The 18,283-nt window shown below is 49.7% G+C and carries 18 protein-coding genes and 3 tRNA genes; 12 read left to right on the top strand and 9 right to left on the bottom strand.

Annotated features, from left to right (window positions below; all coding sequences use genetic code 11):
* Positions 1 to 40 precede the first annotated feature (40 nt).
* On the top strand, positions 41 to 2,125 hold the full coding sequence (locus ATH33_RS09725) for a thioredoxin domain-containing protein (RefSeq protein ID WP_062842831.1): 2,085 nt from the start codon (positions 41 to 43) through the stop codon (positions 2,123 to 2,125).
* A 47-nt stretch (positions 2,126 to 2,172) separates the two neighbouring features.
* Here ATH33_RS09725 and ATH33_RS09720 read toward each other — a convergent pair whose 3' ends face one another.
* The 4 genes from ATH33_RS09720 to ATH33_RS09705 all read right to left on the bottom strand — a co-directional run bounded on the left by ATH33_RS09720 (position 2,173) and on the right by ATH33_RS09705 (position 4,850).
* Entirely contained in the window at positions 2,173 to 2,538 is a 366-nt protein-coding gene (locus ATH33_RS09720) for a carboxypeptidase-like regulatory domain-containing protein (RefSeq protein WP_231564590.1), read from the bottom strand.
* A 109-nt stretch (positions 2,539 to 2,647) separates the two neighbouring features.
* Complete coding sequence (locus tag ATH33_RS09715; RefSeq protein WP_121874357.1) at positions 2,648 to 3,577, bottom strand: trypsin-like serine peptidase; 930 nt, start codon at positions 3,575 to 3,577, stop codon at positions 2,648 to 2,650.
* Between the two features lie 207 nt (positions 3,578 to 3,784).
* Positions 3,785 to 3,991: a YhzD family protein gene (locus tag ATH33_RS09710; protein ID WP_069201535.1), complete on the bottom strand. Its 207-nt coding sequence runs from the start codon at positions 3,989 to 3,991 to the stop codon at positions 3,785 to 3,787.
* Between the two features lie 70 nt (positions 3,992 to 4,061).
* Entirely contained in the window at positions 4,062 to 4,850 is a 789-nt protein-coding gene (locus ATH33_RS09705; RefSeq protein WP_037994298.1) for a mechanosensitive ion channel family protein, read from the bottom strand.
* A 95-nt stretch (positions 4,851 to 4,945) separates the two neighbouring features.
* Here ATH33_RS09705 and ATH33_RS09700 point away from each other — a divergent pair, with 95 nt between their 5' ends.
* Positions 4,946 to 6,136: an MFS transporter gene (locus ATH33_RS09700; protein ID WP_037994210.1), complete on the top strand. Its 1,191-nt coding sequence runs from the start codon at positions 4,946 to 4,948 to the stop codon at positions 6,134 to 6,136.
* Between the two features lie 18 nt (positions 6,137 to 6,154).
* On the opposite strand, the gene ATH33_RS09695 is transcribed toward ATH33_RS09700, so the two are convergent.
* The 4 genes from ATH33_RS09695 to recQ form a co-directional block, all read right to left on the bottom strand.
* Positions 6,155 to 7,855: a serine hydrolase domain-containing protein gene (locus ATH33_RS09695; protein ID WP_121874356.1), complete on the bottom strand. Its 1,701-nt coding sequence runs from the start codon at positions 7,853 to 7,855 to the stop codon at positions 6,155 to 6,157.
* 82 nt (positions 7,856 to 7,937) lie between these two features.
* Positions 7,938 to 8,870: a ribonuclease Z gene (gene rnz, locus ATH33_RS09690; protein WP_037994214.1), complete on the bottom strand. Its 933-nt coding sequence runs from the start codon at positions 8,868 to 8,870 to the stop codon at positions 7,938 to 7,940.
* Positions 8,871 to 8,889: 19 nt separating this feature from the next.
* Positions 8,890 to 9,684, bottom strand: a complete 795-nt coding sequence (locus tag ATH33_RS09685; RefSeq protein ID WP_121874355.1) for an HAD family hydrolase — start codon at positions 9,682 to 9,684, stop codon at positions 8,890 to 8,892.
* Positions 9,685 to 9,906: 222 nt separating this feature from the next.
* Positions 9,907 to 12,042: a DNA helicase RecQ gene (gene recQ / locus ATH33_RS09680; protein ID WP_049719691.1), complete on the bottom strand. Its 2,136-nt coding sequence runs from the start codon at positions 12,040 to 12,042 to the stop codon at positions 9,907 to 9,909.
* A 179-nt stretch (positions 12,043 to 12,221) separates the two neighbouring features.
* Between recQ and lplA the strand changes: the two genes are divergently transcribed.
* Positions 12,222 to 13,211: a lipoate--protein ligase gene (gene lplA, locus ATH33_RS09675; protein WP_049719722.1), complete on the top strand. Its 990-nt coding sequence runs from the start codon at positions 12,222 to 12,224 to the stop codon at positions 13,209 to 13,211.
* A 53-nt stretch (positions 13,212 to 13,264) separates the two neighbouring features.
* Here the strand turns inward: lplA and ATH33_RS09670 are convergent, their stop codons facing one another.
* Positions 13,265 to 13,480, bottom strand: a complete 216-nt coding sequence (locus tag ATH33_RS09670; RefSeq protein ID WP_037994218.1) for a hypothetical protein — start codon at positions 13,478 to 13,480, stop codon at positions 13,265 to 13,267.
* A 253-nt stretch (positions 13,481 to 13,733) separates the two neighbouring features.
* Here ATH33_RS09670 and ATH33_RS09665 point away from each other — a divergent pair, with 253 nt between their 5' ends.
* The 9 genes from ATH33_RS09665 to ATH33_RS09630 all read left to right on the top strand — a co-directional run bounded on the left by ATH33_RS09665 (position 13,734) and on the right by ATH33_RS09630 (position 18,235).
* Positions 13,734 to 14,339 (top strand): TetR/AcrR family transcriptional regulator, encoded by a 606-nt coding sequence (locus tag ATH33_RS09665; RefSeq protein WP_037994219.1) that lies wholly within the window; start codon positions 13,734 to 13,736, stop codon positions 14,337 to 14,339.
* Between the two features lie 144 nt (positions 14,340 to 14,483).
* Positions 14,484 to 14,876 carry a thioesterase family protein gene (locus ATH33_RS09660; RefSeq protein ID WP_037994221.1) on the top strand — a complete coding sequence of 131 codons (393 nt, stop codon included), beginning with the start codon at positions 14,484 to 14,486 and terminating at the stop codon, positions 14,874 to 14,876.
* A 233-nt stretch (positions 14,877 to 15,109) separates the two neighbouring features.
* The gene (locus tag ATH33_RS09655; protein ID WP_037994222.1) at positions 15,110 to 16,186 is read left to right on the top strand and encodes a WD40/YVTN/BNR-like repeat-containing protein; all 1,077 of its coding nucleotides are present in this window, start codon (positions 15,110 to 15,112) and stop codon (positions 16,184 to 16,186) included.
* A gap of 101 nt (positions 16,187 to 16,287) precedes the next feature.
* The gene (locus ATH33_RS13425; protein WP_147437076.1) at positions 16,288 to 16,491 is read left to right on the top strand and encodes a hypothetical protein; all 204 of its coding nucleotides are present in this window, start codon (positions 16,288 to 16,290) and stop codon (positions 16,489 to 16,491) included.
* 116 nt (positions 16,492 to 16,607) lie between these two features.
* Positions 16,608 to 17,150, top strand: a complete 543-nt coding sequence (locus ATH33_RS09650) for a hypothetical protein (protein WP_062842833.1) — start codon at positions 16,608 to 16,610, stop codon at positions 17,148 to 17,150.
* A gap of 232 nt (positions 17,151 to 17,382) precedes the next feature.
* A tRNA-Leu gene (locus tag ATH33_RS09645) sits at positions 17,383 to 17,468 on the top strand.
* Between the two features lie 223 nt (positions 17,469 to 17,691).
* Complete coding sequence (locus tag ATH33_RS09640; protein ID WP_121874354.1) at positions 17,692 to 17,901, top strand: phage holin; 210 nt, start codon at positions 17,692 to 17,694, stop codon at positions 17,899 to 17,901.
* Between the two features lie 175 nt (positions 17,902 to 18,076).
* Positions 18,077 to 18,153, top strand: a tRNA-Pro gene (locus tag ATH33_RS09635).
* Positions 18,154 to 18,158: 5 nt separating this feature from the next.
* A tRNA-Pro gene (locus tag ATH33_RS09630) sits at positions 18,159 to 18,235 on the top strand.
* The last annotated feature ends 48 nt before the right edge of the window (positions 18,236 to 18,283 follow it).

Raw genomic sequence — 18,283 nt, 5'->3', positions numbered from 1 at the left:
CCGACGGGTGACATACATGAATATTTTGGAGGACTGATTTATGAGTGTTCATCAATCCAATCAGCGAAAGTCCAACCGGTTGATCCGGGAAAAATCGCCTTATCTTCTCCAACATGCGCATCAACCCGTGAATTGGTTCCCATGGGGGGAAGAAGCTTTCCAAAAGGCCAAGAAAGAGGATAAACCGGTCTTTTTAAGTATTGGTTACAGCACCTGCCATTGGTGCCATGTCATGGCACGTGAATCGTTTGAGGATGAGGAAGTGGCTGCCATTTTGAACCGGGATTTTGTCCCGGTCAAAGTGGACCGGGAAGAAAGGCCGGATGTGGATCAAGTATACATGACCGTTTGTCAGGCGATGACCGGCCAGGGAGGATGGCCGCTCACCATCATCATGACGCCGGAGCAAAAACCTTTTTTTGCAGGCACTTATCTGCCCAAGCAAACCATGTACGGACGCATGGGCCTGATTGATTTGTTGAAACGGGTTTCGATGCTGTGGAAAGAGGAGCGGAACCGGGCCGATGAAGTCGGGGACAAAATTGTCCACGCGGTCAAGTCTTATTTAAATGCGGCGGAAGCCGGGGAGGTGGACTTGGGGGTCATCGATCATGCGTATGAACAGTTCGCCAGCCAGTTTGATCCGGATTTTGGAGGTTTCGGCGATGAGCCGAAGTTTCCCCGCCCGCATGATTTGCTGTTTTTGCTCCGGTACCACAGGCTGACGGGAGAAGAGGAAGCCCTCCAGATGGTGACCCGCACGCTCACAGCCATGCACAGAGGGGGGATTTATGACCACTTGGGCCATGGCTTTGCCCGGTACGCCGTGGACAGGGAGTGGCTGATTCCCCACTTTGAAAAAATGCTTTATGACAATGCTTTGCTGGCTTTGGCTTATCTGGAAGCGTACCAGGTGACCCTTGAGGAACGTTACGCCGAAGTGGCACGGGGCATTTTCCGTTATGTGACAAGAGACATGCAGGCGCCGGAAGGCGGTTTTTATTCGGCAGAGGATGCTGATTCCGAAGGGGAAGAAGGAAAGTTTTATGTTTGGACCCCGCAGGAAATCGCGGAGGTGTTGGGAGAAAAAGAGGCTGAAATCTTTTGTGCGGCTTACGGCGTGACAGAAGAAGGAAATTTTGAAGACGGAAAAAGCGTCTTAAACCAAATTGGCGTTCGCCTCGGGGAGATTGCCGAGAGGTATCAGCTGCCGCTGAATGAATTGGAGGAAATGCTGGCAAGAGGGTGCCGGAAATTATTTGAAGCCAGAGAGCAACGCGTACGCCCAGGAAAAGACACCAAAATCCTCACGTCCTGGAACGGATTGATGATTGCGGCATTGGCCCGGGGCGGCCGGGTTCTCGGAGAAACGGAATACACCGATGCCGCGGTCAAAGCGGCCCGCTTTCTTTCAGAACGGTTAATCGATGAGAAAGGCCGTCTGTTTGCCCGCTATTGTGACGGGGAAGTGGCCTATCCCGGCTATCTGGATGATTACGCCTTTTTCACCTGGGGTTTGACGGAGTTGTACGAAGCCACTTTTGAGCCCCGGTTTATCGAGCAAGCTTTGGTGTTGACACGGCAAATGCTGGCGCTGTTCAAAGACGAAAAACAAGGAGGATTTTATTTTTACGGAAAAGATGCAGAGTCCTTGTTTGTCCGGCCCAAAGAGATTTATGACGGTGCGACTCCGTCCGGCAACTCGGTGGCGGCCTATAATTTGATCCGGTTGGCCAAGCTGACATCGGATGAATCTTTGCTTCAGGAGGCGCGGGAACAAATCCGGGCTTTTGCCAAAGCGGTGGAAGCTTCACCGATTTCCCATTCCTTTTTCCTGATGGCGGTGATGTTGGTGCTGGGGAAAAGCAAAGAAATTTTCATTTCCGGTTCGCCCAATGATGTGAAAACCAAAGAAATGATCCGGTTGATCCAAAGGGCTTACTTGCCGGAAGCGGTCATTTCCCTGGATCCGCGCGGAAGTGATGCCACCACCATCAAATGGTTTGTTCCCCGGTCTGAAGAAGAGGCGTCCCAAACGCTTGGCCCCAAAGTGTACATCTGTGAAAATTATGCCTGCCAATCGCCGGTGACCGATTTGGAAGAGCTGAAAAAACAATTGCAGTAAAAAGCATCATGACAAGCTCCAAAAAGAGATTTTTGGAGCTTGTTTTTTTATTCTTTTTCCAGTATGACGTTCAAGTGGACGGGTTTTCCGGCATCTTTGGATTGAACCGGAAGGCGGCGCGGTTTGTAACCTTCTTTTTCGATGACAAATTCGTACGATCCGGCGGGCACATACCATGTAAAACGGCCATTTTCATCGGTATATCTGGCGATTTCCGGGACGGGTCCGCTGACGTCTTCTTTCGGTTTCGGGACGACCAAAGCGCCGGAGACAGGCGAATGGTTTTCATCCGTGACGGTTCCGGTGACTTTCACTTTGGACACGGGTCCGGCATCCGGTGTTTTTTCACAGCCGAAAAAGAGCGGGAAACAAAGGGTGAACAGAAGGATGGTGAATCCGCATTTCCATTTCATCAAGCAAAATCCCCCCTTGAATAAAAAGAGAGAGGAAAGATCCTCTCAGAATGGTACGGCTACTTTATATGACTTTCCTTCAGGGGAAAAAGTTCCAACCGGTTGGAATCTATTGGTCTTTCCAAGTGTTCAGGTTATCGAAAACTTCTTTGGTGATGCGGGTTCCGCGGTTGCTCTTTTTATTTCCGTAAACTCCGTTGGTGTGGATGGCAATGCTGCAAACCCCGCAATTCTGATATTGTTCCTGATAGACGGGTGATCCGCTTTGTCCGGAATAAGTGTCGTTGTCATACAGCAACTTGTATGGGGTGGTTTCGCGGATTTGGTCTCTGTGTTCCCATTGGGTGCCTTGCGGTTTGTCACCGGGATAACCGCTGATGTTCACCCGGGTGCCGTCCAATGATCCGCTCTGCCAGCGGTATCCGAACCAGCCGGTTTGGTTTCCCGCGTTTTTGTTCAATTTGACGGCTCCGTAATCATAATTGGTGTTTCCATACCGGGTCCATCCGACAACCGAGTAAAAACGGGTGGCTTTCGCATAACCAAATGGCAAACGGTCGCCGTCCCGTCCGGGATAAACCTTTGCCCAAGAGGCCCATTTTTTCTCATCCGGGTCAAAGACGCAGTGGCCGGCCGTTGCAACGGTGTCCGGTCCGATCAGCCAACCGGTGCAGTTTCCGAGATCGCTTTGGATCTGGACGACAGCGCTGTAGGGGTATTTGGAAGTGTCTTTTACACGCGTCCGGTTATCCGGCCCGATGACAGATTCGGCGGATGCACCATTTTGGGAAAGGTTTTTTTCACGTGCTTTCAGCATGTTTCCTTGATGCCCTTTGCTGTAGGCGCCCCCGGAGGTTTGGACAATGTCCCCCGACTGCGTGGATTGTTTGATGATTTTGCCGTCGCTGGCCACGGGAGAGTGGGGGGAAGCTTCGGCAAACACTGCATCGGCTTTTGCAAAGGACCAAGAGGCGGGAACCATCAGCAAAAGGGTTGACAGGAAAGAAACAGTCATTCGCAAACCATTGGCATGTCGCATCGATATCCTCCTTCGGCGGTATGTACAGTTACGGGAATATTATAAATAAATGGAATAATTGTTACAATCAGGGGTCGGGTGAGACAAAAGCCGATTCAAAGTAAAAAACAAAGGATTTCCGCTTTTATCCCGCTCAATGAATGGCAGATGGGAATCTTCAGACCCGTATTTTTTAAGATGAAGGAAAAGCCTGAAAGATAATCTCTTTCAGGCTTTGTTGGATGAAGCATTTCCCCGGTAGGGATGCGGTTTGAAGGAAACAAGACGTCCTGTCACATGGAAAATGCGGTGAGGTTTATCTTGATGGCCGTTTTCGGAAATCCAGGCATAGCCGAGCTTTTTGGCTTCGTCGTCACTCGTGGCATTGATGGGACCATCATAAAGCAGTTGGCCATCCATATCATATACCGTCATGTGATACACGGATCCGGATCACCTCGAATGAAAATTTAAAAGTATAACTTTATTATATCATTTTTAATGGTTATGTGGTTTCGGTCAATAAATAACCGGCTTTGTCGGTGGCTTGGACCAATTCTTTGCGCAACCGGCGTTCCACTTCACCTTGTTTCCCGTTTTCTGCCCGGGCCTGGATCCGGACAATGGACGACTGCGGGGTCACATCCACCACGCCCAGCACGTTAGGACCGTCGATCACGTCCGGCAACGATTCCCGGAGGTGCCGGCATTGTTCTTCCAGGTAAGCGAGGGCCTGATCCAGATCGGTTTTGGTTGAAAGCGGAAGGTCTACTTTGGCAAGCATGTGTCCGCGGGAATGATTGGTGAGGGATTTGATATCCCGGTTTAAAATAAAGTGCAAATCCCCTTCCGGATCGCGGATTTTCAGGACGCGGAGGCCCACATGCTCCACGGTGCCGGAAAATCCGTTGACGGTGACATCTTCCCCGACTTGCACCTGGTCTTCCAACAAAATGAAAAATCCTGAGACGATGTCGGAAACCAGATCTTTTGCGCCAAAACCGATGGCAAGCCCCAGGACGCCGGCACTGGCTAAAATGGCAGAAATGTTGATGTGAAATTCGGCCAGGATGGAGACCAATGCGATGAAGATGATCACATAGGTGGTGACATTGATCAAAATGCTTTGAATGGTTTTTAACCTCAGCTGCGTCCCTTTGCTGAGACGGCTGTGAGTGGTCAGGCGGATGATCAACTTTCTGGCGATGATGATGCTGATGATTGAAAGCAAAATGATGATCCCGATTGCGATGACGGATGCAAGAATCGATCCCCAATCGAGTTTCAATATCATGTTTATCACTTGCGTGTCCCCCTCTTTGGATGTTGAGCAATCAAATTAAAACCAATATAATGGTTTGAAAAGATTTTGAAAAGGGGGGCGAAAACATGGCCTGGTCTCTCCGGACGTTCAAAGGAATGGTCTGGATGATTTGTGTGGCCGGGATGACCCAGGGGTTATTGATTCCGCTGTTGACGATGTTTCTGGAAGAAAGAGGAGTGCAAGCCGATTTTAACGGCCTGAGTGCCTCTGCGCTTTATCTCGGCATCTTGCTCGCGGCTCCCCTCGGACCGGCCATGGTCCGGCGAATCGGCGTGAAGAAATCGATTCTTGCCGGGTTGTACATTGTCACTGTTGCAGTTTGTTTTTTTCCGTTTTTTCAAAGTTTCTGGGTATGGACCGGGCTTCGCTTTCTGGTCGGCATCGGCGACAGTTTGTTGCACTATGCCACCCAATTGTGGATCACCATCCATGCTCCCGTGAAAGAAAGGGGACGCCGGATTTCCCAATACGGGTTTGCTTATGGATTGGGATTTGGGATCGGTCCGCTGGGGCTGAATCTGGTTCATTTTGGAGAAACGGTTCCGTTTCTCTTTGTTTTGTGTATCCTCTTTTTTTCCATTTATTTAACCGGCCGTTTAACGATCGCCGAATCTTTGGACAACGAATGGAAAGAAAAGGATGCGAACCGGCAGGGATCATTGCGAACGGTTTACCGGCTTGGCTTCATTGCTTTTTGCTCCCCGTTCATTTACGGGTTTTTGGAAACCGCTTTGACGGGGAATTTCCCGGTGATCGGCATACGGGAAGGCATGGGCCAAGGCTTTATTTCCCTTTTGATTTCCGCATTTGTCTGGGGCAGTTTGCTCTTTCAGGTGCCGCTCGGGGTGTTGGGGGACCGGATCGGCCGTAAAAATCTGCTGATTTTGGTTTGTTCGGCCGGATCGGCCGGCATGTTTGTCATCCCGCATTTTTTGTCCAACGAGATTTATCTTTTTGTTTCTTTCATATTGATTGGCGGATTGGTCGGCTCCCTTTACTCCATGGGATTGGCTTGTGCCACGGACTTGCTGCCGGCCCGCTTTTTGCCTGCCGCCAATGCCATCGCTTCGGTTCATTTCAGTGTGGGCAGCATTCTCGGCCCTTCTTTGGGCGGTTTTTCCATTGAAAAAGCAGGCGGGGAAATGTTGTTCATCACCATCGGATGCATGCTGGCCGGTTATGTTTTGATGATTTTATTGGAGAAGATGGGCAACCGGATGAATTCGTTCAAATCCAAAGAAAAACAAGCGGTGTGAGCTGGTCCGCCGGCTGAATTAATAGGTCCGGCGTTCCCATCCTTCCCCCTGCCATTGAAGCGAAATGGTTTTTCCGCGGGTTTCAAGGACCGGATCCATGATGTACCAGCCGCGTCCGTTGACACTTTCATTGGTCTGATAATGGAAGCGGATGAAACGGGCTTCTTCGGGAACCGGAATGGCGTAAGTCTTCCAATCTTTTCGGTTTCCGCTGAATTGCTCCGCCGCGGACCAATGCCGGCCGTCGGCGGAAAATTCCACCGTGGCTTGATCATGAACCGGTTCAATCCGGTGCCAAGTCGTAAATACAAGGGTGCGATCGTGAGTCGAAAGCGGCAGGGATGCCACCAGCGAACGGGACAGTTGGTCGCCGTAACCGGAAAACCAAGCCGGAACCTTGCCCGGGATTTTCACGGGAATGGCGTCCGCCGCCATGCGTGCCACTTCTCTTCGCAGCGGATTGATGGATTCGGTTTCCCGGGTCGGGTGGACGCGATTGGTCAAAAGGATGGCGATTGTTCCCTGGCTGCGGTTGATCACCAGCGAAGTTCCGGTGAATCCGGTGTGGCCCATCGCATCCGGACCGCTGAGTGCGTCCATGTACCAACCTTGGTTTAATTCCCAGCCGAGACCGTGATCATCGCCGGGAAAGTCGGTGTTATAGTTGTTTTCCATCAGACGGACGGTCTCTTTTTTTAAAATCCGCGTGGATCCGTATTTCCCGTCCATCAACATCATATGGGCGAAGACGGCCAAATCGCGGGCAGTGGAAAAAACCCCGGCATGTCCCGCCACTCCATCCAGTGCCGCCGCATTTTCATCATGCACGGTTCCCCACACCAACCCCCGGCCGGTCCACGGCTGATATTCCGTTGCGGCAATCCGGCGTTTCAACTTTTGCGGAGGGTTGTAAAACGTGTCATGCATGTGAAGCGGGCCCGTGATTTCTTTTTGGACAAATTGATCCAACCGCAGACCGGAAAGGCGTTCGACAAGAACCCCCAGTGTAATCATGTTGAGATCGCTGTAGGTGTAAGTGGTTCCGGGCGGATGGTCCAGCGGGTAAGCCAAAGCGATTTGCAACCGTTCTTCCCGGTTGTTTCCCATTTGATAAAGCGGAATGCCGGAACGAAAGCCGGAAGTGTGCGTCAGAAGCTGGCGGATGGTGACCGATTGCTTTCCGTTTTGGGCGAATTCGGGGATGTATCTGGCTACGGGATCATCCAGCTCAAACCGTCCTTTTTCATACAATTTCATCACGGCCACGGATGTGAAAATCTTGCTGACGGATGCGAGGTCGTAGATGGTGTCTTTCCGTGCGGGGACCGGGGGATGAACGGGAGTCTGTCGGTCATCGGCATAACGGACGGCATATCCATAGGCTTGGTGTTTCGCAATGGTTCCTTTGCGTGCAACGAGGAGTACGGCGCCCGGAGTCATGTTTTCCCGGATGGTCTGACGGAGAATGGTGTCCATGTGAAGGAGCGGTTTATTTACCATGCCGCAAGATTCGGGAGACCCCGGTTGGAGAACCGGACGGGTCGGGCGTGAATCTCCCCAGACCGGGTTGTTGTCCGGGAGGCGGTCGGAGGCATGAAGCTGCACGGAAGTCTTTCCATGAAATTCGTTTCCCCAAGCGGTTGCCGGAGCGAGGGACGGTAGAATCAGCGCGGTGACCAGCAACAGATGGATGCCGGTTTTTTTGTACACGGCCCACATTCCTCCTCTTTGATCGGTTAATTTTATTTTAATCCATTTTGACAGGAGAAAGACACCGGAAACAAAGGAAAAGTGTTTCCGGTCAGGAGGTGCCGTGCGGGGGAAGGGTGTAGCTCCACCGGTCCCGGGCGAGATCGGTCGACGGGAAGACGTCTCTGGCTTCTTGAAGCAAAGCCTCGCATTCTTCTTCTTGAAACCGGGTGCTGATATGATTCAAGATCAAATGGTTCACCCCGGCTTCTTTGGCGACGGCGGCGGCTTGCGTGCAAGTGGAGTGAAAATATTTTCGGGCCAGATCTTCTTGATCCCGGCGGTAAGTTGCCTCATGAATCAGCAAATCGCACCGGTTTGCCAGGATGCAGGCTTCGGGAGTGTACCGGGTGTCTCCAAGAATCGCCAAGGTTCTTCCTTTTTTCGGGGGGCTGACATAATCTTCCCCTTTTAATACCCGTCCGTCGGGAAGGGTGACGGTTTTCCCTTCCTTCAACAAGCGGTAATGAGGACCGGTCGGAATCCCGGCTTTTTGCAACTTTTCCACATTCAATCTGCCGGGTTGATCCGGTTCTTCCAGACGATATCCGTACGAAGGGATGCCGTGATCCAGCTTTTTGGCCCGGATGGAAAAAGGGGGCGCTTCAAATTGGCAATCCCCTTCCATTTCGACGATTTCCAGCGGATACCGGAGAAAGGTGCGGCTTGTCTTTAAAGAGATTTCGACAAACGCTTGAATCCCTTTCGGACCGTACAAGGTGAGGGGGGAGGTGGCGCCTTGGAACGAACGGCTTCCCAAAATCCCCGGCAGACCGAAGAGATGGTCGCCGTGCAAATGAGTGATGAAAATCCGGTTGATTTTGGCGAGTTTCACCGGCGAGTCCCAGATTTGATGCTGTGTGGCTTCGCCGCAGTCAAAAAGCCAAATCTGCCCGTTATACTCGGGCATGATCAATGCCAGGGAGGACACGTTGCGGTTTCGGGAGGGAACCCCGGCACCGGTACCCAAAAAATAACATTGCATCGTGCAACCCATTCCTTTCTTATGAAGACTGGTTATATTGAAGAACCCATTCGCAGGCTTCGCGGACGGAAGAAACGACCCGGCCGGCTTTTTGTTTTACTTCTTCCGGGGCATGGCGCATGGCAAAGCTGTGGGGAGTCCATTCCAGCATGGAAACATCGTTAAACGAATCCCCGACGGTTGCGATTTCCTCCGGTTTCAGGCCGAGTTCATCCGCCAGTTTTTCCAGCGCATTCCCCTTGGAAATGCCGGTCGGCATGAAATCGAGGCAATCGGTGTCCGAAATAAAGGAGTCGACTTGGGAGGGGAACCGTTGGTGAATATGTTGATCCAAACGTTTTAAATCGTTCAGGTCCCCAAAGAAGCAAACCTTGCTGGGAAACAGTGATTTTCCGATTTCTTCATGCAATTGGGGGCGGGAATGAACAGGCATCTTCATCCTTTCTTCAATGGCCCGGGCTTTTTCCGTCTTTTCGGCGACAAACATTTCGTTTTCCTCGCTGACAAAGCAAACAAGCCCGAAAGGACGGGCCGCTTCATAGATTTGTTTGGAAATGTTTCCGGGAAAGGTGACTCTTTGCAAACATTTTCCTTCTTTGGTATAGATGAAAGCCCCGTTTTGGCTGATCCGGTGAAAACGGGCTTGAATCCGGTTCATCACCTGAACGAGTTCAAAGTCCATTCTTCCGGAAGCCAACCCGATTTCAAGGCCTGCATCCATCAGTCTGTGCAAGGCGTTTTGGTCTTCCGGATGGATTTGTTTTTCATGGTCGAACAGGGTGTTGTCCAAGTCGCTGATAAATAGTTTAATCATTGCTCTCACTCTTTCTTTTTATACTCTTTCTGGTTTTCCTGTGGGTATCATATATGATGCCTGGCTCCGGATGCAATCGTGGTGGCTTTGGATGCGGAGTGACTGGTATAAAAATACGGACGTTTGGCGGAAAAAGGTCATGATATCGGACGGGCGGTTTCCCTGAAGGAGGGAAGACAGGGAAAAAACAGCTTCATTCCACCGCAGATTCATGGAATGAAGCTATTTTTTCAAAGCTTGCAATCTTTCTCTTTTGGCAATGACCGCTTTAATGGCCATATAATCCACGGATTCCGGCAAAGCTTCTTTGATGGGGCGCAATTTTTGGGCGCCCAGTTCTTCCACTTTCTCCATGATCAATGCTTCATATTCTTTGGGAATAAAAGCATCCCAGTCGAGTTCCAAGCCTTCCAAGCCGGCGCGCAATAAGTGATCCTCGATGGTGCCGCGCGTCAGGTTGCGCTCTTTGGCGATTTCGGGAATGGTTTTGCCTTGAAGGAACATCTGATAAGTGATGAAATGGCTGGACGGTTTTCCCGTGCTTTTTTCCCGGACCGGTTTTTCCCCGTGATTTTGGACATATTCCCGGATTATTTTTAAAAAATGAGCCCCGTATTTTTGAAATTTCATTTCCCCGACCCCGGAGATCGCTTGCATCTCCTCTTCCGTGACGGGCAAGCGGCGGCACATCTCTTTTAAAGTGCTGTCCGGAAAGATCATGTACGGCGGAAGTTTTTCGGTTTCGGACAACTGTTTGCGCAAGGATACCAGCTCATCCAAGAGGCGGTGGGTTTTGGTTTCGGGGGTTTTGAGCCATTTTTCGGTCTCTTTGTGCAGATAAACCGGTTCTTTTCCTTTCAGCACCGCGACTGCTTTCGGGGTCAGGCGGACCAGCGGATAAGGGCGCCCTTCGTAGACCAGGGAGAGATAACCATCAGAGGCCAAAAGTTGGCACAACCGCTGGATTTCTTTCTCCGTGTACTCCCTCATGGTCCCGTATGTAGAAATCCGGTCCAGCTTCCATTCCTTCAGCCGCTTGTTTTTGGAACCCCTGAGGACTTTTGCGATGATGGTGAGTCCGTACTGTTCGTTCAACCGTTTGATGCAGGAGAAGATTTTTTGTGCTTCAATTGTATAATTGACCAAATCCCCCATTTTTTTGCGACAGTTTCCGCATGTTCCGCATGGTTGCATGATGTCGGCCCCGAAGTACCGGACGATTTCCTCTTGAAAACACCGTTGGGTATGGCAATAATTGACCAGCTTTTGCAACTTGCTGAATTCCAACGTTTTTCTTTCCGGGGAAAGATCGGAATGCCGGATCAGGTAACGTTGCATCGGGATGTCTTGCGGCGAAAACAATAAAATGCATTCGCTTTTTTCCCCGTCCCGGCCGGCTCGTCCCGCCTCCTGGTAATAACATTCCAGATTGCGGGGCAATTGATAATGAATGACAAACCGGACATTGGATTTATCGATGCCCATGCCAAAGGCATTCGTGGCGACAATGGTTTGCACCCGGTCATATGAAAATTGCTCCTGTGCTTTTTCTCTTTCTTCATCGGTCAGCCCGGCATGGTACTTGGCTGCGGAAAAGCCGGATTGCACCAGTGCTTCATAGACATGATCGGTATCTTTGCGGGTGGCACAATAAATGATCCCGTTTTGGCGGGGATGGTCTTTTAAATATTGCTTGATGTAATCCAGCCTGTTTTCTTCGTGTATGACTTGAAAGGACAAATTCGGCCGTTCCAACCGGGTGGAATAGATCCGCGACGGATCGATTTGCAAAAGCCGGGAAATATCTTCTTTCACATCCGGCGTCGCGGTGGCGGTTAAAGCGGCAATGAGCGGCCGGCGGGGCAGGGATAAAAGTTGTTTGGCCATGGACCGGTAGCTGGGCCGGAAATCGTGTCCCCACTGGGAAATGCAGTGGGCTTCATCAATGGTGACCAGATAAACCGGAAGGGTGGAGAAAATTTCTTGAAAGGCCAGGGATTCCAAGCGTTCCGGAGCGATGTAGAGCAGTTTGTAAACCCCTTCTCTCAGCTTTTTCATGCGCCGCTTGATTTCGGCATGCGGAAGCGAACTGTTGATGTAGGTGGCCGAAATGTTGTGCTGGCGCAAACGGTCCACTTGATCTTTCATCAATGAGATCAACGGAGAGATCACCAACGTGATCCCGGGAAACATAAGAGCCGGGATCTGATAACAAATGGATTTTCCGCCTCCGGTCGGCATGATCCCCATGGTATGGTGGCCGGATAAGATGCTTTCGATGATTTTCTTTTGTCCGCTTCGAAATGAAGAGTAACCAAAGTATTTTTGCAACAACAATTCCGCTTGTTCCATCGACATGACGGATCCCCCTGCTCGCTCTTCTCTCTGTTCTCTTTAATAAAGGTATAATAAAACCGGGATTTGCTCAAATTCGCCCAAACGTGATTTTGTCCCGGGAAACGGGTACAATGGTCAATGGAAACAGAGGAGCCCGGACCCATCACGGAATGTCCGGGCAAAGACGGGAGGAATCTATCATGTTATTCATAGATAACCAAAATATGACCGATCCGCGCATGAACCTAGCGATTGAGGAATATGCGCTGAAACATTTGGATATTGATGAGACCTATTTGCTTTTTTATATCAATGAACCCTCCATCATTATCGGAAAGCACCAAAACACAGTGGAGGAAATCCATGTGGATTATGTCAGGGAAAACGGAATCCATGTGGTCCGCCGCTTATCCGGGGGAGGCGCCGTATACCACGATTTGGGCAATCTCAATTTCAGCTTTATCACGAAAGATGACGGAAAAAGCTTCGCCAATTTCCGGAAGTTTACAGAGCCGGTGATCGAGGCGCTGAGATCGCTGGGGATTGATGCGGAATTAAGCGGACGGAATGATATTTTGGCAAACGGGAAGAAAATATCGGGAAACGCCCAGTTTTCAACCAACGGGCGGATGTTCAGCCACGGAACGCTGATGTTTGACGTCAATGTTGATCACGTCACCAAGGCATTGCAAGTGAAAAAGGAAAAGATCGAGTCCAAAGGCATCAAATCGATTCGCAGCCGGGTGGGCAATATCGTTGACTTTTTGAAAGAGCCTATGACCATTTTGGAGTTTCGCCAATTGTTGTTGGAACATATCTTTCAGGGGCAAAAACCGATTCCCGAGTATGTATTGTCCGAGAAAGACTGGGAAAAAATCCGGGAAATCTCCGAATCGCGCTATCAAAAATGGGAATGGAATTTCGGCGAGTCGCCGGCATTTAATGTCAAACACAGCCGCCGTTTTCCGGTCGGAAGCATCGACGTGCGGTTGAATGTGCAAAAAGGAATCATCCGGTCCTGCAAGATCTACGGCGATTTCTTTGGAATCGGCGATGTGAAAGACATTGAAGACCGCTTGACGGGAATCCGGTATGAACGGGATGAAATTGAAAAATCCTTGGACGGCCTGGATATCAAGCACTATTTCGGAGCCGTTTCCAAAGATGATTTCATTGACCTCATTTACTGAACCCGGTTGAAAGCAAGACGGAGGAAAGGGGTTCCTTTCTTCCGTTTTTTGCTCTATTTTTCCACGGTTTCTTTTTCTTCTTCCTCAGTTTCCAACTGGCGCCAGTGTTCCAATGTTTTTTTGACAATTTTTTGCACCACGGCCGCCGGATCGGTTTGGTGATCGCGTGCGATGGCTTCCAACTGCTCGATCTCCTCCAAGGTTAACCAGAAATGAAAGGACATAAAGGCATCTTCGCTTGCAGGATGAGATCTCTTTTTAAATAACACGAATGAGCCCCCTTCTTCCCCGCTTCAAAAATTTGGGATATCTTTTTTATCTAAAACTTAGATAAAAATGGACAAAATCCTTTTTCAGGAAAGGGCCATTTTTGGTTGACGGGGCAGCCGGTGTATGACTGGTTCACTTGTCAGAGCCCAAACAAGAATAACACTCTCTGGAATAAATGGATTCTTGACAAATGTCTGAAATTTCTATTATCATGGAAGCGAACAAGCGCTTGTTTCGCAGGAGAGATGAAACATGACAAGGCAGGAACGCAAGGAACAAATTTTGAGCACGGCTTGCCGGCTTTTCAGCCAAAAAGGATATCACGGGACAACGATTCGGGATATTTCGGAAGCATGCGGGATTTTATCCGGCAGTTTATATGCGCATATCCGCACAAAAGAAGATTTGTTATATGAGATTACAAACAGAGGCGCTGAAGCTTTTTTAAATTCCCTTCGCCCCATTGTCGAGAACGATGCACCGGCAGTGGATAAGTTAAGACAAGCGGTCATCGCCCATATCAAGGTGGTGGAAGCCAACCTGGAAGCGGCAACCGTTTATTTTCATGAGTGGAAGGGATTGTCCAAGGAAAGGTTTTGTGAAATTCAGGAAAAACGGGACCGGTATGAGAAAATGTGGGCCCGGCTTGTGTCCCAAGGGATCCGGGAGGGGGAATTCCGGCAGGTGGATGAAAAATTTGTCCGGTTACTCCTCTTATCCGTGGGAAATTGGCTTTATCAGTGGTACCGTCCCGAAGGAGAGTTGCCGCCGGAGGAGATCGCCGACCGGTTTATGGATTTGTTTCTGGACGGATTGGCAAACCGGAAACAAGGGGAAATGCCGGGGCCGATGTCTTGACGGAATGGATCTGCCGGAAAAGATGACGGGAGTGGTACCCAAACGGGACTGGGGAAGAAGGAAATATTTTCATTCAGGAAAGAAGCGAGAAAAAAGGGATGGATTTTGGCAGAAATCGGGTTCCATTCTGAAGGGGGTTGTTTCATGAAACCGGGTCTTCATCAAGGATACCAGGAAAAAATGTCCGTGACGGTCACCGGGGAGATGGTTGCTTCGTTTGACGGCAAGATGATTCATCCGGTCTTGTCCACCGTGTCCATGGTCTATTATATGGAATGGGTCGGAAGGAAAGTCATCGAGCCGTTTTTGGAAGAAGGGGAAGAAGGAATCGGTGCTTCCATCAATGTCCGCCACCGCTCGCCGGCCCCGGTCGGGAAAACCGTCACGTTTGTGGCCACGGTCAAGGAATGGACTCCGCAAAAAGTGGTGTGTGATGTGATTGCCGAACATGACCAGGCGCTGGTGGGAGAGGCCGAGTTCGTTCAAGTGATCTGGCCGAAAGAAAAGCTTCAGGCGCATATTGAGCGAATGAAATAAATTTGGAAAAAGGTGAACTGAAATGTCGTCTGGTTTGCGAATAAATAATTAAGGGGGCTTACGTTTATTCTATAGACGCTGTGAAAAATCTTTGAATCAGAAGGTGGTACCTTGAAAAGCTTGCCGACATGTTTGACGGGTTGGCAAGCTTTTATTTTTTTTAATGACCGGGAAAAGAAAAAATGGATCCATCGGGTTTGATCCATAAAACAAGTGTGTGGAGGGATCATTGAATGAAGCGACTTTTGCTGGGGATGGAACGGGAATTATTGGTGGCTGACCTGGATGATGGGGAAAGTGCCGGGACAACTTCCCGTCTCAAAGGCATGCAACCCACTTGCATTGCTCAAGATCCGTTCCGGCCGGAACGGTTGTACTGCGGGATCTTCGGCCGTGGCTTGTGGTGTTCGGACGATTTTGGCGATTCATGGTACCCTGTCGGGGATGGATGTGATTATTTTGAGCCGTTAAAAGAAAAAGGAATTCTTTATGAAAAAATCACTGCCGTGGCGGTGAGCCCGCATCAAAAAGGGAATGGTTACGGGGTGGTATATGTCGGAACGGAACCGAGTGCGCTTTTTTCATCGGAAGACGGAGGCCAAACCTGGCGGGAACATAAAGAGATGAAATTCGTGCCTTCGCATCGGACCTGGAGTTTCCCTCCCCGGCCGCACACGCATCATGTCCGGTGGATTACGCCGGATCCGGAGCAATCGGAACGGATTTATGTTTCGATCGAGTTTGGCGCTGTGCTGCGTAGTCTGGACGGGGGAAAAACCTGGGAAGACAAAAAATTTCAAGGTCCCCTGGACGCTCATACCCTGTTGGTGCATCCCAGTCAACCGGATCGTTTGTATGCGGCATGCGGCGACGGATTGTTCCGTGAAGGTTGCGGCTACATGGAAAGCCGTGACGGGGGCCAATCTTGGATTCCTTTGGGCCAGGGTCTGAAACATCCTTATTTATACGGGTTGGCGGTCGATGTCAAAAACCCGGATTGGGTGCTTGTCTCTGCCTCCATTCATCCGAATAACGCTCACCACGCCAGAATGGAACAGGCTTCATCCACCATTTATCGAAAAGAAGGGGATCGATGGATGGAATCGGTTGACGGCTTGCCGGGACCGGAAGGAATGCTGATTTCTGCATTGGCAAACGACCCGTCGGAATCCGGGGTTTTTTACGCGTTGAACAATCTGGGGCTTTTCCGGTCTGCTGATGCCGGAAAGACATGGAAGAAAATCAAGCTCGGGTGGAAAGAGGAATACCGGTCTCAACATCCGCATACCCTGTTGGTCATTGATTGTTAATCCGGATCGGAAAAACATGAGCAGGCCTTTCAGGTGCCTGCTCATGTGAGGCAAAAATGGATAAGGATTTTTTGCCGGCGTAACACGAATGGTTGTGCTTGATGCCAAGCGAAGTGCGTAAGACGAGGATATTAGGTATCGGGTCTGTTACAGGATACGGTTCCATTAATGGGTATAAAAATGTTTCAATACAAAATATTAATGTATTGGGGATACTCGATGCAGCCGAACGGGTACAAGCCGTGCGAGGATTGCTGGAAACAGCCAAAGAAGTGTATGATCACGTGAGTAATTTTCTTTCATGAATTCATACATAAAAAATATAACTAAAACACGCACTGCATTTTAAATGTTGCGACTATCAAATGCTACGCAAAGATGAGATAGTCGAGAGAAATCAAACTAACCGGAGGGATCGCTCATGGAATGGATGCCGACTGAAAGTTTTCTTGCGGGAATCAAGCCGTCTTGCTATGAATGCTTGGCCCAATTGCCACCAGATGCTTTGAAAAAACTCGAAAAGTTCCCGCGTTTTTCCGTTTATCCCGGCTATGACATTTTCTTTCGGGATGAGCCGGAGCGTGACGGGTTTGCCAAAGCAGTCGAAAACCTTTCCCGCGACAGCACAGAGTTTCATCGCCTGTTGGGTCTTGCGCTGGGGTTTCCTCCGCGGGCTGTTGATTTTTACGTAAAGAGGATAAGCGGAGAACTGAATCGGGAACAATTTTATGAGCAAAAGGTCGGCTTGTATCATGCCGGTGTTTGGTGCGCAGGGCATAAACGCGATATCGTCGAAAACATGGGCTGGTTGTGGGAACGGTATCCATATCACGATCAGTCAAAAGTTGCCACTTACCACAATAACGATCGCCAAGCATATCCGGTCCAATACGGCGATTATGAAACTTTGCACCGCCTTGCGGAAAGGTTGAATAAAGCGTCTGACCCGGTGGATGGAACGTAATGGGTCAATCTTGCCAAAAAATATATTTTTAATATTGCGTAAATAAAGAGTGCGGGTTGGAAATGGATCGGAAGGGTGGGCCGAAATCCGCTTTTTATCCGGGGTTTTCGGGGGTATAGGATCTTCGGTTGATGTCCGGCAATCTCTAAAAATTTTATTTGACATTCGAGAATAAAGCGTATATAATAAAAATCGTTCCAAGCGAGATTGAAATTTTTTAACCGCCTGTCATGCCGAAGTGGCGGAATTGGCAGACGCGCACGACTCAAAATCGTGTTCCTTTATGGAGTGTGGGTTCGACTCCCACCTTCGGCACCAAAGCGAAACGGTTTCCTGATGAAGGAAACCGTTTTTTTATTGTTTGATGCTCCGGGATGAAAGGAGATTGGATGGGCCCGGAGGAATTTCGGCGGATCTTGGACGGACGTCTTTTTTTACCGAATGGGTATTGATCAGAAAATGTTTTTCTTTTCCCTGCATATGATGATGCTGGAGCTGGCTTTTCAGCCGGCTTACATTCAGGGAATGGGGGCGAATCGGGATGGATTGGATGACTCGGTTTCGCAACTATGGTTTCTGGTTATCATTGTTGGCATTTGTTGCCGGAGGTCTTCGGTATGCCGGTTTTGACCTGGGGATCACTGAGGGAAATGCGATTGTGGATCTGATTATCGCCATTCTGGTAGCGCTCGGGATTATTAATGATCCCACCACGGAAAGCAAATGGTACAAAGATGATTCCAAATCATAATGGAAAGGATTTTTTGAGACGTTCACACGGATGCTTCCGTGAACGTCTTTTTGCATTTTGAAGACAGCCTTTCCGGCTTCAAGGCAGAAAGAATTGATGATTGACATTGGAAAGGATGGCATGTTAAAATGGGACTCGTCGTTTGAAAATTGAGGCCCTGAAATAACCGAATTGTCGGGATGTGGCTCAGCTTGGCAGAGCACCTGGTTTGGGACCAGGGGGTCGCAGGTTCGAATCCTGTCATCCCGACCAGTTAGCGGGACGTGGCTCAGCTTGGTAGAGCACCTGGTTTGGGACCAGGGGGTCGCAGGTTCGAATCCTGTCGTCCCGACCAACGATATCTGGACGGATTCATGGTATGTGCGCAGGTCTTGAGAAAAGG

The sequence above is a fragment of the Thermoactinomyces vulgaris genome, assembly GCF_003688725.1.
Lineage (GTDB): Bacteria > Bacillota > Bacilli > Thermoactinomycetales > Thermoactinomycetaceae > Thermoactinomyces > Thermoactinomyces vulgaris.
This window is presented reverse-complemented; position numbering and strand designations above follow the sequence as displayed.